This window comes from Samsonia erythrinae, assembly GCF_004342665.1.
Taxonomy (GTDB): Bacteria; Pseudomonadota; Gammaproteobacteria; order Enterobacterales; family Enterobacteriaceae; genus Samsonia; species Samsonia erythrinae.
Genome location: NZ_SMBY01000010.1, coordinates 13387 through 30706, shown reverse-complemented (window position 1 = coordinate 30706; position 17320 = coordinate 13387). Strand labels below are relative to the sequence as shown.

At 54.5% G+C, this 17320-nt stretch carries 15 protein-coding genes; 7 read left to right on the top strand and 8 right to left on the bottom strand.

The features are described 5' to 3' along the window. Nucleotides 1-215: 215 nt before the first annotated feature. Nucleotides 216-746, top strand: a complete 531-nt coding sequence (gene ppa, locus EDC54_RS14160) for an inorganic diphosphatase (RefSeq protein ID WP_039350246.1) — start codon at nucleotides 216-218, stop codon at nucleotides 744-746. 100 nt (nucleotides 747-846) lie between these two features. Here ppa and EDC54_RS14155 read toward each other — a convergent pair whose 3' ends face one another. The 3 genes from EDC54_RS14155 to tamA are packed head-to-tail and all read right to left on the bottom strand — an operon-like array spanning nucleotide 847 to nucleotide 6895. Then, the gene (locus tag EDC54_RS14155; protein WP_132457597.1) at nucleotides 847-1197 is read right to left on the bottom strand and encodes a gamma-glutamylcyclotransferase family protein; all 351 of its coding nucleotides are present in this window, start codon (nucleotides 1195-1197) and stop codon (nucleotides 847-849) included. Between the two features lie 2 nt (nucleotides 1198-1199). Next, a complete protein-coding gene (gene tamB / locus EDC54_RS14150) occupies nucleotides 1200-5153 on the bottom strand; it encodes an autotransporter assembly complex protein TamB (RefSeq protein ID WP_230514529.1) in 3954 nt (1317 codons plus the stop codon). Nucleotides 5154-5194: 41 nt separating this feature from the next. Beyond that, entirely contained in the window at nucleotides 5195-6895 is a 1701-nt protein-coding gene (tamA, locus tag EDC54_RS14145; protein WP_132457777.1) for an autotransporter assembly complex protein TamA, read from the bottom strand. Between the two features lie 431 nt (nucleotides 6896-7326). On the opposite strand from tamA, the gene msrA reads away from it, so the two are divergent. Beyond that, entirely contained in the window at nucleotides 7327-7965 is a 639-nt protein-coding gene (msrA, locus tag EDC54_RS14140; protein WP_132457591.1) for a peptide-methionine (S)-S-oxide reductase MsrA, read from the top strand. 336 nt (nucleotides 7966-8301) lie between these two features. After that, the gene (locus EDC54_RS14135; RefSeq protein WP_132457774.1) at nucleotides 8302-9627 is read left to right on the top strand and encodes a hemolysin family protein; all 1326 of its coding nucleotides are present in this window, start codon (nucleotides 8302-8304) and stop codon (nucleotides 9625-9627) included. 59 nt (nucleotides 9628-9686) lie between these two features. Here EDC54_RS14135 and EDC54_RS14130 read toward each other — a convergent pair whose 3' ends face one another. Beyond that, nucleotides 9687-9893: a DUF1107 domain-containing protein gene (locus tag EDC54_RS14130; protein WP_132457588.1), complete on the bottom strand. Its 207-nt coding sequence runs from the start codon at nucleotides 9891-9893 to the stop codon at nucleotides 9687-9689. Between the two features lie 335 nt (nucleotides 9894-10228). On the opposite strand from EDC54_RS14130, the gene EDC54_RS14125 reads away from it, so the two are divergent. Then, nucleotides 10229-10810 carry a YtfJ family protein gene (locus tag EDC54_RS14125; protein ID WP_132457585.1) on the top strand — a complete coding sequence of 194 codons (582 nt, stop codon included), beginning with the start codon at nucleotides 10229-10231 and terminating at the stop codon, nucleotides 10808-10810. A gap of 1 nt (nucleotide 10811) precedes the next feature. Here the strand turns inward: EDC54_RS14125 and cysQ are convergent, their stop codons facing one another. After that, a complete protein-coding gene (cysQ, locus tag EDC54_RS14120; protein ID WP_132457582.1) occupies nucleotides 10812-11552 on the bottom strand; it encodes a 3'(2'),5'-bisphosphate nucleotidase CysQ in 741 nt (246 codons plus the stop codon). A gap of 208 nt (nucleotides 11553-11760) precedes the next feature. On the opposite strand from cysQ, the gene EDC54_RS14115 reads away from it, so the two are divergent. Beyond that, a complete protein-coding gene (locus EDC54_RS14115) occupies nucleotides 11761-13713 on the top strand; it encodes a bifunctional 2',3'-cyclic-nucleotide 2'-phosphodiesterase/3'-nucleotidase (protein WP_132457580.1) in 1953 nt (650 codons plus the stop codon). A gap of 81 nt (nucleotides 13714-13794) precedes the next feature. On the opposite strand, the gene EDC54_RS14110 is transcribed toward EDC54_RS14115, so the two are convergent. Then, entirely contained in the window at nucleotides 13795-14217 is a 423-nt protein-coding gene (locus EDC54_RS14110; RefSeq protein WP_132457577.1) for a DUF2502 domain-containing protein, read from the bottom strand. A gap of 237 nt (nucleotides 14218-14454) precedes the next feature. Between EDC54_RS14110 and ytfE the strand changes: the two genes are divergently transcribed. Next, on the top strand, nucleotides 14455-15120 hold the full coding sequence (gene ytfE, locus EDC54_RS14105) for an iron-sulfur cluster repair protein YtfE (protein ID WP_132457574.1): 666 nt from the start codon (nucleotides 14455-14457) through the stop codon (nucleotides 15118-15120). A 79-nt stretch (nucleotides 15121-15199) separates the two neighbouring features. Here ytfE and fklB read toward each other — a convergent pair whose 3' ends face one another. Next, a complete protein-coding gene (gene fklB, locus EDC54_RS14100) occupies nucleotides 15200-15820 on the bottom strand; it encodes an FKBP-type peptidyl-prolyl cis-trans isomerase (protein ID WP_132457571.1) in 621 nt (206 codons plus the stop codon). 336 nt (nucleotides 15821-16156) lie between these two features. Here fklB and EDC54_RS14095 point away from each other — a divergent pair, with 336 nt between their 5' ends. Then, nucleotides 16157-16891: a LysM-like peptidoglycan-binding domain-containing protein gene (locus EDC54_RS14095; protein WP_132457568.1), complete on the top strand. Its 735-nt coding sequence runs from the start codon at nucleotides 16157-16159 to the stop codon at nucleotides 16889-16891. Here the strand turns inward: EDC54_RS14095 and EDC54_RS14090 are convergent. Then, nucleotides 16888-17250: a DUF488 domain-containing protein gene (locus tag EDC54_RS14090; protein ID WP_132457565.1), complete on the bottom strand. Its 363-nt coding sequence runs from the start codon at nucleotides 17248-17250 to the stop codon at nucleotides 16888-16890. The two genes, EDC54_RS14095 and EDC54_RS14090, sit on opposite strands and share 4 nt — an antisense overlap. Nucleotides 17251-17320 lie beyond the last annotated feature (70 nt).

The following is a 17320-nucleotide window of genomic DNA, read 5'->3' as shown; positions in this document are numbered from 1 at the left end:
ATACGAAAAATACCTTCGTATAAAGTGATTTGGATCATGTTCCTATCGGTAGTACACCTGCTTTCTTTAAGGAAACTTTAATAACGAAAGTGTTTTTACTTAAACAGCCTGCGCTGGCGACGAACGTCTCTGGCACATGAAAAATCAGGGACATTAAACGCTTTTTGGCTATAATGACGGCCACGCTATTTCAGGTTTAAGAGAAGGAAACCGACATGAGTCTGAACAATGTCCCGGCGGGTAAAGATCTGCCGGAAGATATCTATGTAGTGATTGAAATTCCGGCGAACGCCGATCCGATCAAATACGAAATTGATAAAGATACCGGTGCGCTGTTTGTAGACCGTTTCATGTCTACGGCCATGTTCTACCCATGCAACTACGGCTATATCAACCACACGCTGTCTCTGGACGGCGACCCGGTTGACGTGCTGGTGCCGACTCCGTATCCGTTGCAGCCGGGCTCGGTGATCCGCTGCCGCCCCGTCGGCGTGCTGAAAATGACCGACGAAGCAGGCGAAGACGCCAAGCTGGTTGCCGTTCCGCACAGCAAACTGACGAAAGAATACGATCATATTAAAGACGTTAACGATCTGCCTGAGCTGCTGCGCGCACAGATCGGTCACTTCTTTGAACACTACAAAGATCTGGAAAAAGGCAAGTGGGTGAAAGTGGAAGGTTGGGACAACGCTGAAGCGGCAAAAGCCGAAATCGTTGCCTCTTTCGAGCGCGCCAAAAACAAATAAGCCTTAACGCCATCCATGTTCAACAACATGGTTCGATCAAAAACACCGCCTTGCGCGGTGTTTTTTTATAAGCCCCATATGCGTGACTTAACGCACAGAATCAAGTGATTTCTTCGTCGCGTTTCAACCAGTCGCCGCTGACGATACGCGTCAGCCCTGCAACCGGATGTTTGTACAGGTAGATCCAGGCGTTGCCCAACGGAGTGGCGATCAGCTCACGCTGGTATTCGTGACCATCCCGTTTTAAAGCATCCAATTCCGTCAGTATCGACGAACTAATACGATAGACTTCGCAATAAATTTCCCCATCACCGGGCACCACCGCCGGATAATGGCCGAGATCGTACATCTCGTACCCGGCGAGCTGACAATCCCCTAACCACTGCGCATTCGTCATCCAATGACTATTTCCCTGTTTGCGTCGTAAACTGCCGTAAACAATAATTCGCATCACTAAAACTCAAACTGATAGAGCACATCTAATGCCTGGCTAACGCCAGACACCGCTTCCAAATAGAGCCTTGGCATCAGGCGGTAACGCAAAGTCAACGTTGCCAAAGAATCAAATATGCCAACACCATATTTCACTTGCAGACCCGGTAGGACGTAGCCGCTGACGACAACCTGTGAGTTATCGCCAACGCCCTGTGTATCCAGAGCTAAATTACTTACGCCAAAGGCCTCGCCGATTTTACCCACAACTTGACCACTTTGTGCAACCCCTAAACCGACTAACATTGAGGTCATGGCCGCGCTATCCGTCCCGCTGCTATCCAGCCCTTCCCCGCGCAGCAGATAGGAGAGCGCTTCCTGCTGCGACATCGCCGGGTCGGAAAATATCTCCAGCTTCGGCGTGGTGGCGATGCCGGTAACGCGCACGCCAGCGGTGACGTCATCGGCCGTGTTGTCCGGGTTACGAATCGCTTCAATATTCAGGATCGGCTGATCCGGCGGCCCGGAGAACAGAATCACCCCCTTACGAACCAGCAGATCCTGCCCATAAGCCTTAAAGCGGCCGGAAGGTATGTCGACCTGTCCGTTCAGCCCCAGCCCTCGTTCATCCTGAACCATCTTCAGGTCGCCCTGCAAGCGAGCAGCCAACCCAAACGCCTCCAGCCGCACGTCATTGCCAATGCGGATGGTCAGATTGCTGTTGATCGGGATCGCGGCACTGGTTTTCTTCAGCGGTTGCCCCTGGGCATCCAGCATGACTTCATCCGACGACACCGCCACGGCGCTCTCCGGCATCTCTTTCACCACGATGCGCGCCCATGGAATACTGACAGAGCCGTTTAGAGCAAATAGCTGCGGCGTAGCCTCGAAAACAATATCCGGCGAGACATCCAGCCGCGCCATGGGCGGGATCGTCACCCGAAGTTTCTGGCCTTTTGCCGCGATCCTTGCGCGCCAATCATCGGGCCGGGACCAGTCCGCGTTTCCGCCGAGGTTCAACTGCCCGTTATCTGTTTTCAGGAAGCCTTGCAGCGTAGACGACATCCCGCTGAAGCTCACCGCCAGCCGCGCGGTAGTCAGATCGACGGGCATCCAGTTGCCGTCAACATCCAACTGTTCCAGCGCCATCTGGCCGAATATCTGGGGGCGCGCGGCGTCTCCCGCCAGCCGCAGATTCGCGTTCAATATCCCCGCCACTTTTTCGCCCTTATTCAAGGCCGGATTAAGCAACGCCAATGAAAGATTATTGACCGTGACGTTACCGCCGAGGTTACGCTGTCCCTGTGGGTCGGAGACCCGGATATCGCCGCTCAAGCGACCGTTATCGCGGATCGCCATCAACCAACCGAGCTGAACCTGTCCACGATCGATTCCTGCGTTCAGCGTAAAGGTATCGAAATCGATCGGCAGCGTGTTGCTCTGTACCCGTTGACGAACGCCCACCCCGCGCCCCACCAGCGAGACTTTCGCCTGTGGTAAGGCCTGCCCAGCCTGCCAGCTGATGTCCGCACCGCCGGTAAACGTTCCCGCCAGCGCCGTATCCGCCGTCAGGAACGGTTTCAACATCGCGAGATCGAAGCGGTTCAGTCGAACACTGGCCTGTCCGCTCGGCCCGGCTTCAATCGCCTTCGGCACGCAGAGTTCGGCATTCGGGTTCCGCCAGCAGTGCGTCCCAATGACGATCGTCTGTCGCATGTTCTGGTAGTCCAGCGCCATATCCTGCGTCAGCCGCCATTCACCAACGGGGGTGTCGAAACGGGTATTGTTCAACGTGCCGCGCCAGCGCTGTTCCTGACGATCGAAATGCCCGGATAGCGCCAGCCGTCCCGCAACCGGCTCACCTTGCATATTGAACTGAAGCTGATGCTGATCCTCATTGCCGCTCGCCTCCAGCGTCAACTGCGTAATGTCAAGGGCGTCCTGTTTCAGCGCGTCAAGACGCACGGCCAGTTTACCGTGAATCTGCTGTTCTGAGCTGACATCGCCTTCCACCCGCAGCCGACCAAGCGTCATCGCCTGCCAGCGCAGGCCGGACGCGGTAATATCCGCCAGCACTTGCGGCTCGTTCAGATTGCCGCGTAGCTTGAGCGTTCCGATGACGCGCCCCGCCAGACCTGGCAGCATGCCGTCCAACGAGGGTGCATTGATGTCGGCATCCAACTGCCACTTATCACTCAGGTCGCCTTTGACGTTCAGTTGATTGCGGCCTAAAGCCAGATTCAGCTCAGGTATTGTCCACTGTCCAGCGGCGTTGCCGCGCAGTTCGCCTCTGGCCGTGAGCTTATTCGCTTTCACGTTGCCGTCCAGACGCAGTTCCGGCACCTGCAACTGCCAGCTGCCGCCATAAACACTGCCGCGCGTCGTTATCTTGCCATCTATTTTCGCCGGCCATTCGGGCCACTGTTTCGCGGTGTTAATCCCATTGATCAGCAGTTCGCTGCGCCAACTGATCGCTTTGCTCCAGTCGATAAGTGCATTCAGATCCGCGTTCCCTTGTAGCGCAGCCAGCCGCAGGCGGCTCAGCGTAAACTGCTGCTCGTTGCCTTTGCCGTCCAGCAGCAGCGTCGCGGGGGGAATAGCGGCGCCGCTCAGATCCCCACGCAGCGATAACGCGTAGTCCGTCACTTTGCCATTAAAACGCAGTCTGACATTGCTGGCCTGATACTGCGTTTCTCCGCTCAGCGGCCAGCGCACGCGCTCGGTTTGCAGCGTCAACGCCAGCGGCAAGCCGGCTTCCGCCAACCGGGTTTGCAGATCGAGCTGAGCACGCTGCGGCCCTGAAAGATTCAGCGCCACATTCAACTGTTCACGCAGACCACCGTCGACCGTCAGTTTCAGTTTTTCCCCTTTGAGCGGATCGACATTCAGTACGCCGTTAGCCGCCAGCGAGACCGGCCAGCTATCGCTGAGCGTCGCCTCACCGCGCACAGTTAATCCGCCCTGCGGCGATTGCACGATGAACTTATCCAGACGTAAACGCTGCTGCTGCGTCGAAGCCTGCACCAACAGATCGTTAATTAAAATGTTTTGATCGCCCGTCAGGCGTAGTTGTTCGCCGTGGATCTCAACAATATTCAGGTCCAGCGGCAGCGTGAACTGCGGCAGGTCGGGCAGCAGCGGTTTAGAGAACAGTTCATTCAGACGTTCGCCCAGCGGCTGTTCCGGTTCACTCAGGGCCGGGTTGTCAGATGCGCGATCGGCTTTCGGTATCGATGGCGTCTGAGTCGCCGTAAGGGTTTTATCGATATGAAGGGTTTGCGTTGTCCCCTGCTCTACGGCTTCGCGCACGCTAGCGGCAGAATCCTTGACGACACTCGCTATTTCCTCCGCCGTCACCTTGCCATCTTCCAGTACATCGACGGGCGTTTTCGGCAAATCCACCCGCAGCGCGCTGATTTTCGTCGGCAGCAGCGTCAGCGCCCGACCTTCCCACTGCATTCCCGTGCGGAACTCGCCCAGAGAAATCGCCATGTCATCCACGTTGACCTCAACGCCGTTGAGCACAAGCTGGCGCAGAGAAATAGGGAAAGGCGCCGAGATTTCCGTGACCGGCTCAGACGCTGGCGCAGGCTCTTCCGTCGCAGGCAACGCCTTGGTATCGACCATCACCTTAACGCGATTCGCCGACAAATCGTTGATGCAAAGCTGGCTCTGGCGCAGACAGCCAGGCGCCAGCGACAAATGAAACGCATCACTGTGTACCGTAACGCCCGGCATCTGGTAACTGACGTTTTTCAACGTCAAATCGCGCCAGCCGCCGCTGACGCTGGCGATCTCCAGACCCGGAACGACCCGCGTCGCCGTCTTCAGCAGCAGATGCAGTCCCGACGTCGTCCCCACCAGCAGCCCCAGCGCCACGATCAGCAGCATCAGAAAGGCGACAATGCCGATGCCAACCTTTTTCCACGGCCGCTTTTTCCACACGGGCTGCGGCGTAGTATTTTCTTCGGTCATGACCTCATGCGCTTTTTTTTCACCGCCGTTTTTATCATCCGTCATAATTCAGGCCCCAGCGCAATATAGAACTGAACATTGTTCTTCTTCTCGTCATCGCCAATCGGCATGGCAACATCCAGCTTCACAGGGCCAATCGGTGAGGCCCAACGCACACCGACCCCCGCTCCGGTCTTGAAATTACTCTGTTTGATATCATTCACGGCTTCACCTGAATCAACAAAAACCGCTCCCCACCATTTTCCTGATACGTTGTACTGATATTCCAGCGATCCCGTTACCAGCTTGGAGGCCCCGGTCAGTTTGCCGTCACTACCGCGCGGAGAAACAGATTTATACTTGTACCCGCGAATACTGCGATCGCCGCCGGCGAAGAAGCGCAGAGAAGGAGGCACGCGGGAGAAATTATTCGTTTCAATCCAGCCCAGATTGCCGCGGGTCACAAAGCGATGTTTCTCTGCCAGCGTGCGGATCCAGACGTTCTGCGCCTGAATCACGGCAAAATCGATATCCGATCCCCACGTGGTGTCAGAAATATCAATAGAATAGCGCTGCGTATCGCCCCATTCCGGCATCAGCCCTCCACGCTGGCGGGTACGGTTAATGCTCACGCCCGGATAGAGCAACATGGTGGTATCCGTCACACTGCCTTGCGTAAAGTGATCGAGGCTCCAGCGCAGATTAATCGCCCGTTGCCAGCCACTGGATAACTCCCAGTAGCGCGCCACGTTCAGCGTGGTGCTATCCGATTGGGTATCGTTGAGATCTTCGCGCTTAAAGCCGCCCTGTAGCAGGTAATAGTGCTCAAGGGGATTCTTCAGTAACGGAATTTTGTAGCTCAGATCGAGCGATTGCTCCGGCGCGGACACGCTCAGACTGCTTTCCAGACTATGCCCCCGCGAATTTATCCAGGGTTTATTCCAGGTCGTTTTAAAACGCGGGCCGACATCGGTGGCGTAACCCAGCCCAGTCTCGACGCGGTTACGGGTACGCGGCGTGACAACCGCCTCCAGTGGCAGCACCTTCGTATTTTTCGAGCCGTCGAAATCGGGAGAGACCACCACCGAATTAAACCACCCCGTCGCGGAAAGGCGGCGGTTTAATTCGCCGAGATCTTCGCTGGAATAGGCGTCGCCTTCGTGAAACGGCACCAGATTGTGTAAATAGGCCTCGCGGATTTGGGAGCCCTGAAAATTTACCGCCCCAAAGCGATAGCGTTCGCCGCTATCAAAATCGATGTCCCAAAACGCTTTTCGCTCTTCTCGCATCACGCCAAGTTGGCTTTTCTGAAAGCGTGCATCGAAATAGCCTTTATGCAAGGTCAACCCATTCAGCCCGCTCTTAAAGCGATCGTAGTCGCTATGATTCAACACCGAACCGATTTCAGGGCGGTCGTCTTTCACCAGCTTCTGGTAGTCTTTATCGTTCCGCGCCTCGCCGCGCAAGGTGATGTTCACTTCCGCTATTCGGACCGGTTCACCGGGGGTGACGGTCGCGATAAGAACAGGACGCCCGCCATTCACTGCGGGCCGGAATTCAAAATTAATTTGTGGATCGTAGTAGCCCAGCGCACGTAGCCCCTGACGGATCGCTTCATCAACGCGTGAACGGAAACGTCCGTCGGCATTCACTTCATCAACCGCAATCGTTGATAGGCGCGCGCGCACGTTTTTTTGTAGTGCGCCTTCCAGCCCCATGACCTGCAAACGTACATTTGCCGCCTGACTCTCGGGGGCCAACATCAGCAGCGCGCACAACAGGCCCCAAATTCGGTATCGTGACGCGCGGCAGGCAGCAAGACCGCTTTTTTGTCCTGTAATACTGTTGTTTCTGATAAAAATAGTCACTGAGCTCCCTGATAAAATCGATCTGTCGCCTAAAAATCTATAGCATGGCTTTTATCACTTCGCCCGCCGCGTTGGCGCTCGACGTTGTACACCTGTCTGACACATCACCACGTAACGTTGAAACAGCGCCGTAACTTTGCATGAAATTAGTGATAAATACTAATTTTCTATCTTAAGAATAGATTTTTACCTGTAAATATCAGTCTGTCGCTTTATCAATAAACATGACTTTAACATTAAACGCGATGAAGAGATAAAGACAGCTCAATGCTTCTTGGTTATGCTCTCTATAAAAATTTTACGAATCCAGCGGAGTCAACAACGCGATGAGTCCTATTGATAAAACCCAGCGGATTACGAAGTCCGATGCTTTACCGGGGCGCGCCACCCCGATGCCGGTGGCCAGACTGCATGCCGTTAATGAACATTCCATGACGCACGTGCCTGACCACATGTCCGTGGCGATTTTTGCGATGGGCTGTTTCTGGGGCGTAGAACGCCTGTTCTGGCAGCAGCCGGGCATTTACAGCACCGCAGCCGGCTATACCGGCGGCTATACGCCCAATCCGACCTACCGTGAAGTCTGTAGCGGTCAGACCGATCACGCTGAAGCGGTGCGTATCGTCTTCGATCCTGCCATCATCCGCTATGAGCAGTTGCTGCAACTGTTCTGGGAAAATCACGATCCCGCGCAGGGAATGCGTCAGGGCGGCGATATCGGTAGCCAATACCGCTCCGCCATCTATACGCTGACCCCCGAACAGGAGCAGGCCGCGCGGGAAAGCCTTCAGCGCTTTCAGCAGGCGATGATAGAGAACGGCGACGCCCGTCCTATCAGTACGGAAATCGCGCCTGCCGGCCCGTTCTATTATGCGGAAGATGAACACCAGCAATATTTGTATAAGAATCCGGATGGCTACTGCGGATTAGGCGGTATCGGGATCTGCCTGCCGCCCCAGCGTTGATCGCTGGCGGGAATTTCACCGCGCCTGTTATAATGCCGCCGAACCGGGCCGAATATCGCCCGGTTATATACCTTCAATCACGACCATGAATTGATACTTTTAATTATTCGCGTTGTGTGAAAGCGGCAAGAGAGGGCGCTCAATATTCTGACTCAGGTCGACGAAACATTCAGCCTGAGCGGATTTGAATGCTGCTGTGGCGGCCCAACGGGTGAGGCTCTCGCAGGCGTGCCGGTTCATGCCGCCAACGCACAAAGCAACCTGAAATATGACGAGTGTATTCACCTTTCTGAGGATCGCTGAGCCAATTCCGGCGCAGGCGAAAATGTTAAAATGATATTAAACAGTCTATTACTGATTCTCTTTCTGATCGCCGTCAGTGCGTTTTTCTCGCTATCCGAGATATCGCTGGCGGCTTCCCGTAAAATAAAACTTAAACTGATGGCCGATGAGGGAAACCTCAACGCCGATATGGTCCTTAAATTTCAGGAAACGCCGGGCATCTTTTTCACCGTGATTCAGATTGGCGTCAACGCCGTCGCGATCCTGGCCGGTATCATCGGCGATGCGTCCTTCTCCCCCGTGTTCTCCGTGCTGTTTGAGCGCTTCATGTCGCCGGAAGCCGCGGCTAAAGTCAGCTTCATCTGTTCGTTCGCACTCGTCACCAGCCTGTTCATTCTGTTTGGCGATCTCACCCCGAAACGCATTGGTATGATTGCGCCGGAAGCGGTAGCGGTCCGTATAATCAACCCTATGCGCTTCTGTCTGTTCCTTTTTCGCCCGCTGGTTTGGGTATTTAACGGCTTGTCTAACATCCTTTTCCGCCTGCTCAAACTGCCGATGGTGCGTAAGGACGACATCACCTCCGACGATATTTACGCCGTGGTAGAAGCCGGTGCGCTGGCGGGCGTGTTGCGCAAGCAGGAACATGAGCTGATTGAGAACGTATTTGAGCTGGAATCCCGTACCGTGCCGTCTTCCATGACATCACGCGAAAGCGTGGTCTACTTCGATCTGCACGAACAGGAAAGCAGCATTAAGGAAAAAATCGCCGAGCAGCCGCACTCGAAATTTTTGGTCTGCGACGGTCATATCGACCAGATCGTCGGCTACGTGGATTCAAAAGACCTGCTGAACCGGGTGTTAGGAAACCAAAGTCTGGTTTTGACCAGCGGCATGCAGATCCGTCCCGCACTGATCGTTCCGGATACCCTGACGCTGTCCGAAGCGCTGGAAAGCTTCAAAGCGGCAGGTGAAGATTTCGCGGTGATTCTGAACGAATACGCGCTGGTTGTTGGCATCATCACCCTTAATGATGTCATGACCACGCTGATGGGCGACCTCGTCGGTCAGGGGATGGAAGAACAGATTGTCGCACGTGATGAGAACTCCTGGCTCATTGAAGGCGGCACGCCGATAGAAGACGTCATGCGCGCACTGCACATTGATGATTTCCCGCATTCCGGCAACTACGAAACGATCGGCGGATTCATGATGTATACGCTGCGGAAAATCCCTAAACGAACGGACTCGGTGCGCTTCTCCGGCTATAAGTTTGAGGTAGTGGATATCGACAGTTACAAGATCGATCAATTGCTGGTCACTCGGCTGGAAGACCGACCTGCCCCCTCCTCCAACGTGAAAATGGATCATGCAGAGTAAAGTAATCCGCTGCGTTAGACGATAAAAAAGCGGCCCATATCGGGCCGCTTCTTCGTCATTTATCCCATCTCGGCCTGAAGCCGAATAACCTGGCGATTGACTTCAGACATCACCAGAAGATGCTGTTTATCCTGTTTCTTTGGCAATAAAATTTTGCCGTAGTCGAACTCAAAAGCACCAATCCCTTTTATATACAGCCGTCCACGAAACAGGGTTTTCACGTACTTGGCGACTTTCAAAGGATTGTAACGTTCGAAGATCCTCATCGTTTTTACTCTCCCGTTTTATTTTCGACGCTCTCCCTTTGACCAACATGGCGAAGGATGTCGAGCGCTAATGAGATAACGGATACTGATAGTTTAGTCTCGCAAAACGGCATTTCGTTCCCCGCTTTTCAGTATTCTTAACTGCTTTTACACAATCTTACAGAATAGTGTTTAAATAAACGCTTTCTTATCAGTATAAACCTTCAAAAATAAGGTTATTCTCCCCTCAGACAGCAACCGTTTTATCAAAAGCAGGACAGACCCGTTTCCCGAATCTACGCTTATTCTATTGCCTGATACCGTATCGGGCCGCCGCCAACGCTCAGGGATTTACCATGATAAAAGTACGCGACCAGTTCATCGTTCTCTCTTTCATTGCGCTGTTGGGGGGGATCTCGCCTCTGGCCTTGGCCCATACGCTGACGCTTAACCAGTCGGTTCCCCCCGTTGGCGTCGCAGACAGAGGGGAACTTCAATACCTGAATAATCAGTTTAGCTATAAAAACTGGAACAGTGCGCAACTGCCCGGGAAAGTTCGCGTGATACAACATATCGCTGGCCGGACGTCTGCCAAAAAGATGAATGATCCGCTCATCTCTGCACTGAAGGCCGCTAACTTACCGCACGATTATTACCAAACGACGACAATCGTGAATACCGATGATGCCGTTATCGGCACCAGCCTGTTCGTGCGCAGCAGTCTTGAGGACAACAAGAAAGCCTTTCCGTGGTCGCAATTTATTGTCGATAGCAACGGTAACGTGCGGAAAAGCTGGCAGCTACAGCCACAAAGCTCAGCTATCGCCGTGCTGGATAAGCAGGGGAAAGTCCGTTTCGTAAAAGATGGCGCGTTGACTGGACAGGAAGTGCAGCAGGTTATATCCCTGCTGCGCCAGTTGCTGGAAGAAAAACCGTGACCTAAAACAGAGCGACGCGAAAACCGGGGTTGAGGAAAGATTCACGCGGCGTGTAAGACAGCGTCTGCCCTTGCCAATCGTGGATCTGCGCGCCGGCAGCGACCGCGACCGCATGCCCCGCCGCCGTGTCCCAAATGTTCGTCGGCCCAAAGCGCGGATAAAGCTGCGCCTTTCCTTCGGCAACCAGACAAAACTTCAGCGACGAGCCAATCGCGACAGTTTGGTGCTCGCCTAATTGGCTAAGATAATCCTTCAGTTCCCGATCGGCATGAGAACGACTGACCACCACCAGCGGCGGGTGCGCCGGCTTCACCGTGATTTGTCGACGCTGCCCGTTTTCTTCTTTCCAGGCTTTTCCGTCCGCGGCGGCATACATTACGCCCGTGACCGGCACATACACCACGCCCAGCACGGCCTGACCATTCTCGATCAGCGCAATATTCACCGTAAACTCGCCGTTACGGTTGAGAAATTCTTTGGTGCCATCCAACGGATCGACCAGCCAGTAGCGCTGCCAGTGCTGACGAACGTCCCATGCCGGTGGATCTTCTTCTGACAATAGCGGAATTTCAGGAAACGCGGCGCTCAGCCCGTCCTTAATGACCCGGTGTGCAGCCAGATCGGCGGCGGTCACCGGTGAATCATCTTTCTTATGCGCCACATCCACAGGGTGATGCCCTTCGTATACCTGCATAATGGCGGCGCCGGCATCGCGAGCCAGTTGGCAAACAGTTTCTAACATGATCCACCTCATCGTTATCGGTTACGCGTAATGCAGACTTCATCTCTGTCATCCATGATACCTCTGTGAGGCAATCGACGATTATTGCCATTATTCATATCATCCTCAGCATTTAGAGACGATAATCACTTTAACTTCATCATGATATGAAAGACACCCCCGATCGCCTCACGCGCCGACAATGACCACCTACACAAGGAGTTACGCAATGAAGTATCCACTGGCACTCAGCCTGCTTGCTACGCTGGTCGCCACGACCGTTCATGCCGCTACGGTTGATCTACGGGTATTGGAAACCACCGATCTGCATAGCAACATGATGGATTTCGATTATTACAAGGATACGCCAACCGAGAAATTTGGTTTGGTGCGTACCGCCAGCCTGATCCACGCCGCGCGCGAACAGGCCGCCAACAGCGTGCTGGTCGATAATGGCGACTTGATTCAGGGGAGTCCGTTAGGCGATTACATGGCGGCGAAGGGGCTGAAGGCTGGTGATGTCCATCCGGTTTATCAGGCGATGAACACGCTGGACTATTCCGTCGGCAATATCGGTAACCACGAATTCAACTACGGATTGGACTATCTGCATAAGGCGCTGTCAGGCGCGAAATTCCCTTATGTGAACGCCAACGTGCTGGATGCTAACACGGGTAAACCGCTGTTTACACCCTATCATATTGAAAACAAAACCGTCACGGACCGCGACGGCAAGCGGCATACCCTGCGTATCGGTTATATTGGCTTCGTGCCGCCGCAGATTATGGTGTGGGATAAAGCCAACCTGAGCGGGAAAGTTACCGTGGAAGACATCACCGCCAGCGCTAAAAAGTGGGTGCCGGAAATGCGTAAGCAAGGCGCCGATCTGGTGGTCGTCATCCCCCACTCCGGTCTTTCTGCCGAGCCGTATAAGGTAATGGCGGAAAATTCGGTTTACTACCTCAGCCAGGTTCCCGGTGTTGACGCGATCCTGTTTGGTCATGCCCACGCGGTGTTCCCCAGCAAGGATTTTGCGAATATCAAAGGTGCCGATATCAAACAGGGCACGCTCAACGGCGTGCCTGCGGTGATGCCGGGACAGTGGGGCGACCATCTGGGCGTTGTCGATTTCACCTTGAATAACGACGGCGGCACATGGAAAGTGATAAGTGCAAAAGCGGAAGCCAGACCGATCTACGATAAGGCGCAGAAAAAATCACTGGCGGCGGAAGACGACAAACTGGTTAAGGTTCTCTCCGACGCGCACCAGAATACGCGCGAGTTCGTCAGCAAGCCGATCGGCAAATCCGCAGACAACATGTATAGCTATCTGTCGCTGATTCAGGACGATCCCACAGTACAGATCGTCAACAACGCCCAGCGCGCCTATGTCGAACACTTTATACAGGGCGATCCCGATCTGGCCGATCTGCCGGTGCTCTCCGCCGCCGCGCCGTTTAAAGCCGGTGGACGGAAAAACGATCCGGCTAGCTATGTCGAAGTAGAAAAAGGCCAGCTCACCTTCCGCAACGCCGCCGATCTCTATCTCTACCCGAATACGCTGGTGGTAGTGAAAGTCAGCGGGCGGCAGGTACAGGAGTGGCTGGAATGCGCGGCGGGTCAGTTCAATCAAATCGATCCGAACAAGCGCGAACCGCAATCTCTGCTCAACTGGGACGGTTTCCGTACCTATAACTTCGACGTGATCGATGGCGTCAATTATCAGATTGATGTCACGCAGCCTGCCCGCTATGACAGCGAGTGCGCGTTGATCAACGAGAAAGCACACCGTATCAATGCGCTGACGTTTAACGGCAAACCGATCGATCCTAACGCGACCTTTCTGATCGCCACCAATAACTACCGCGCCTACGGCGAGAAATTTGCCGGCACGGGGGAAAAGTATGTGGCCTTCGCCTCGCCGGATGAAAACCGCGCCGTTCTGGCCGCTTACATCAGCGCGGAAACCAAGAAATCGGGAGAGGTGAAGCCGCAGGCGGATAACAACTGGCGTCTGGCGCCTGTCGTCAGTAAGACGCCGCTGGATATCCGTTTTGAAACATCACCGTCGGAAAAAGCCGCGGCGTTTATCAAAGAGAAAGCGCAATACCCGATGACCCCCGTCGGCAATGATGAAACGGGCTTCGCGGTTTACCGCCTTGACCTGCAACAGGCTAAATAAGCGCTAAACGCCTTGTTATGCGCGGGCTCCTGCATCGGCGGGAGCCCAACCAGCCCCGGCTTTCGCGGTACGCTTTATCTGTTAGTCGCGAAACGCTCCCCGTCCATTGCGATAGTCATCCTTTCGCCGCTCATGCCCGCGTCTGTCCCCATCAGCGCGCCGCGGCCCACGATCGTCATCATAGCGAGACGGCTCGAAACGACGCTTATCATCGCCACGTCTGTCACGCAGGTTCTCATGCCACCAGCGAGCATCACGCCAGCGCCAGCCGTCCCAATAGTGACCGTGCCGATTGCGTTCACCCCGATGGTAACCCCGGTGCTGATGCCACCAGCGCTCGCTGCGCCAGTCATAACCATCCCAGTAGCGACCTCGTTTGTCACGATCGCCGATATTCAGCGTCACACCAGGCAGCAAATCAATACGAATGCTATCCGCTTCCGCTGCCGGCATGATCGCAAACATTCCCATAAACAGGGTACTGATGACGAGTGGCTTAAACATAGGCTAACTCCTTGCTCACCGCGACGGCAGCCTGACTCAGGTATACCGGGAAGTCCCCTGCGCCACTATCAGATAAATGCACATTTTCCTGACTTTACCGTTCTTAACGTTTCGCTAACGCTGATGCCGTGCAGCCGCACATTAAGCTTTATGCTCTACCTCGTAAGCGGTATATTCAACGCCAAAAGATGCATTTAAAATGCAATTTATAAATTGTAATTCTTGAGAGGCACCATCATGGCATACCGCGATCAATCTCTGGGCGAACTGGCTATCGCTATCCCCCGCGCCACCAAACTCTTTCGTGAGCTAAACCTGGATTTCTGCTGCGGCGGGAAACAGACGTTAAGCCGCGCCGCCGACAAAAAAGACCTCGACATTGACGAATTGGAAACCCAACTACAGGCATTGGCGGCACAGCCTTCAGATGCACGGGACTGGCGTGACGCACCGCTGACCGACATTATCGCTTATATCATCCCTCGTTTTCATGACCGTCACCGTGAACAACTGCCGGAATTGATTCTGATGGCGGAGAAAGTTGAGCGGGTACATCATGAAAAGGCCCATTGCCCGCACGGTCTCACGGCGCAGTTGACCATCATCTATAACGAGCTGTCTCAGCATATGATGAAAGAGGAACGTATCCTCTTCCCGATGATCGAACAGGGCATGGGCGCAAATGCCGCCGCGCCGATTTCGGTGATGGAGCATGAGCACGATGATGCCGGACATGATGTCGAAGTGGTAAAAGAGCTGACTAACGGCGTCGTTCCGCCGGACGGTGCCTGTAATACCTGGCGCGCGCTGTACGCGGGGATCAATGAATTCATTACCGATTTGATGGAACACATCCATCTGGAAAACAACTTGCTGTTCCCACGCGCGTTGCGCGGCGAGTAACAACGCCTCTGTAAAATGAGGCCGTCAGTAGAAACCAGAAAGGCGCTCACTGAGCGCCTTTTTTCTATCAATCCGGAGATTACAGAATTTCCAGCAGTTCCACTTCAAAAATCAGCGCGCTGAACGGCGGAATGGACGCACCCGCGCCACGCTCGCCATACGCCAGATTATGCGGAATGTAGAGTTCCCACTTGGAACCGACCGGCATCAGCGTCAACGCCTCAATCCAGCCAGGGATCACGCCGCTGACCGGGAATTCCGCGGGTTGACCGCGCTGAACGGAGCTATCAAACACGCTGCCGTCCACCAGACGACCGGTATAGTGCACGCGTACCCGATCCTGACGAGACGGGATCGCACCTTCCCCTTGAGTCAGCACGCGGAACTGCAAACCAGATTCCGTACTGCTCACGTCTTCTTTCTGCGCATTTTCAGCCAGGAACTGCTGGCCTTCTACCGCCATCTCCTGCTGACGCTCACGACGCGCCGCATCGGCACGTTCGTGAATTTCACGTAGCGCACGATGAACCACATCCACAGGCACCGCAGGCGCATTACCTTCCAGCGCATCACGCAGGCCAGCAAGCAGCGCTTCCGGGATCAAACCTTCAAGACCCGATTCCTGTAACTGTTGACCGACCTGTAAGCCGATGCCGTAACTTGCCTGCGCTTCGACGCTATCAAAAGAAGGGGTTGTCATGGATGTTCCTTTTAATCTGTAAAAAACTGAAAGCGCAGCATAACAGCGACGGAGATTGGGGTAAAATCCTGTGTGCAGGCAATCACGTTAACCGAATGCCGGACAAATCATTCCGAACCGTTGGCCTATACTGATAGCGATGGCGTTTTCGACACGCGCGCCGCCTTAATCATCAACGTGTTAACTGGTCAGACAATGCGAATTACCGGTATACTGGATTGCATTATTACCCTGATACTTTATTGACACGCCGCCTCGCTGCTGGCATCGCTTGATTACCGACCATGTTTCTATACTGGCGAGTTTTTATACTGAATTGTAGTAAGAGAGGTCACCATGGGCAGAATTGCGCCCAGGAAGCGGAAAACCGCCTGGGATTATCAAACGTTAGTACGCTTCTGCCAACGCATTGTTCAGCGGCGGCCCTCACATGACGCAACCATCGAGCACGCAGAGGACGACGACAGGCCGGCACATTCCTCTTCGCCTTCCCTGCGTCAACGTGCCGGCTCGGTTCTTGATAAAATCGCGACCGCATCGCGAAAAATCTGGCATCTCCCCGATAGCTATCGCTGGATGGAACCCCTGCCGTTCTTCCATCGCCGCTGGATTTTAGTAGCGATTGCGCTACTGCTGGTCGTTCTACTTTGGCCTTACAGCCCGCAACACACGCCGCCCGTCAATACGACCTCCGTTCCTCTCACTCAAGCGGACAATCAGGCTGCCATGCAGGCCGTGATCATTGAAAACGCCCCGTCTTCGCAGCAGCAACAGCCTGCTGCGACCGAACCGCCGCCGTCATCATCGGCGCCATGGCGACAGTATCAGATCGCCTCGGGACAAACGCTGGCGCAACTCTTTCGCGACAACAACCTGCCCGTCAGCGATGTGTTCGCCATGGCGCAGGTGGAAGGACGGGACAAACCGCTTAGCAATTTACGGGCAGGACAGGAAGTCAAATTACAGCTGAATGCGCAAGGCATGGTCGCCGAGTTGGAAATTGAAACCACGACCAACCAGACGATTCGGTTCACCCGCGGCGCGGATGGCGCATTTACTCGTACTCGCTAACGCGCCAGACGGGACAACAGAAAATCGCGCAGAACAATCGCATGGTTGTGCTGCGCGTCTTTACTGCCATAAAGCAGCGTGATGACCTGCTGCCGCTCAAGCAGCGTCAATAGCCTGTCGCATTCCGCCCCTTGTGTCAGTTCATGACGATAATAATCCACAAATTCCGCCCAGCGTTGAGGCTCGGCATGAAACCACTTGCGTAACGCGTTGCTCGGCGCAATGTCTTTAAACCACGCTACCCCTTCCAGACGCGCCTTGCTGATGCCCCGCGGCCAGAGGCGGTCGATGAGAAAGGTGTGGGGAGGAAAAGGCGCTTGCGCGTCATACACGCGGATGAGGTGAATTAATTCGGACATGTGAGCCTCCTTAGAGACAAGCTTACTACAGGTATGTCCCCCCTGAAATGCAAAACGCTGGCACAAGGCC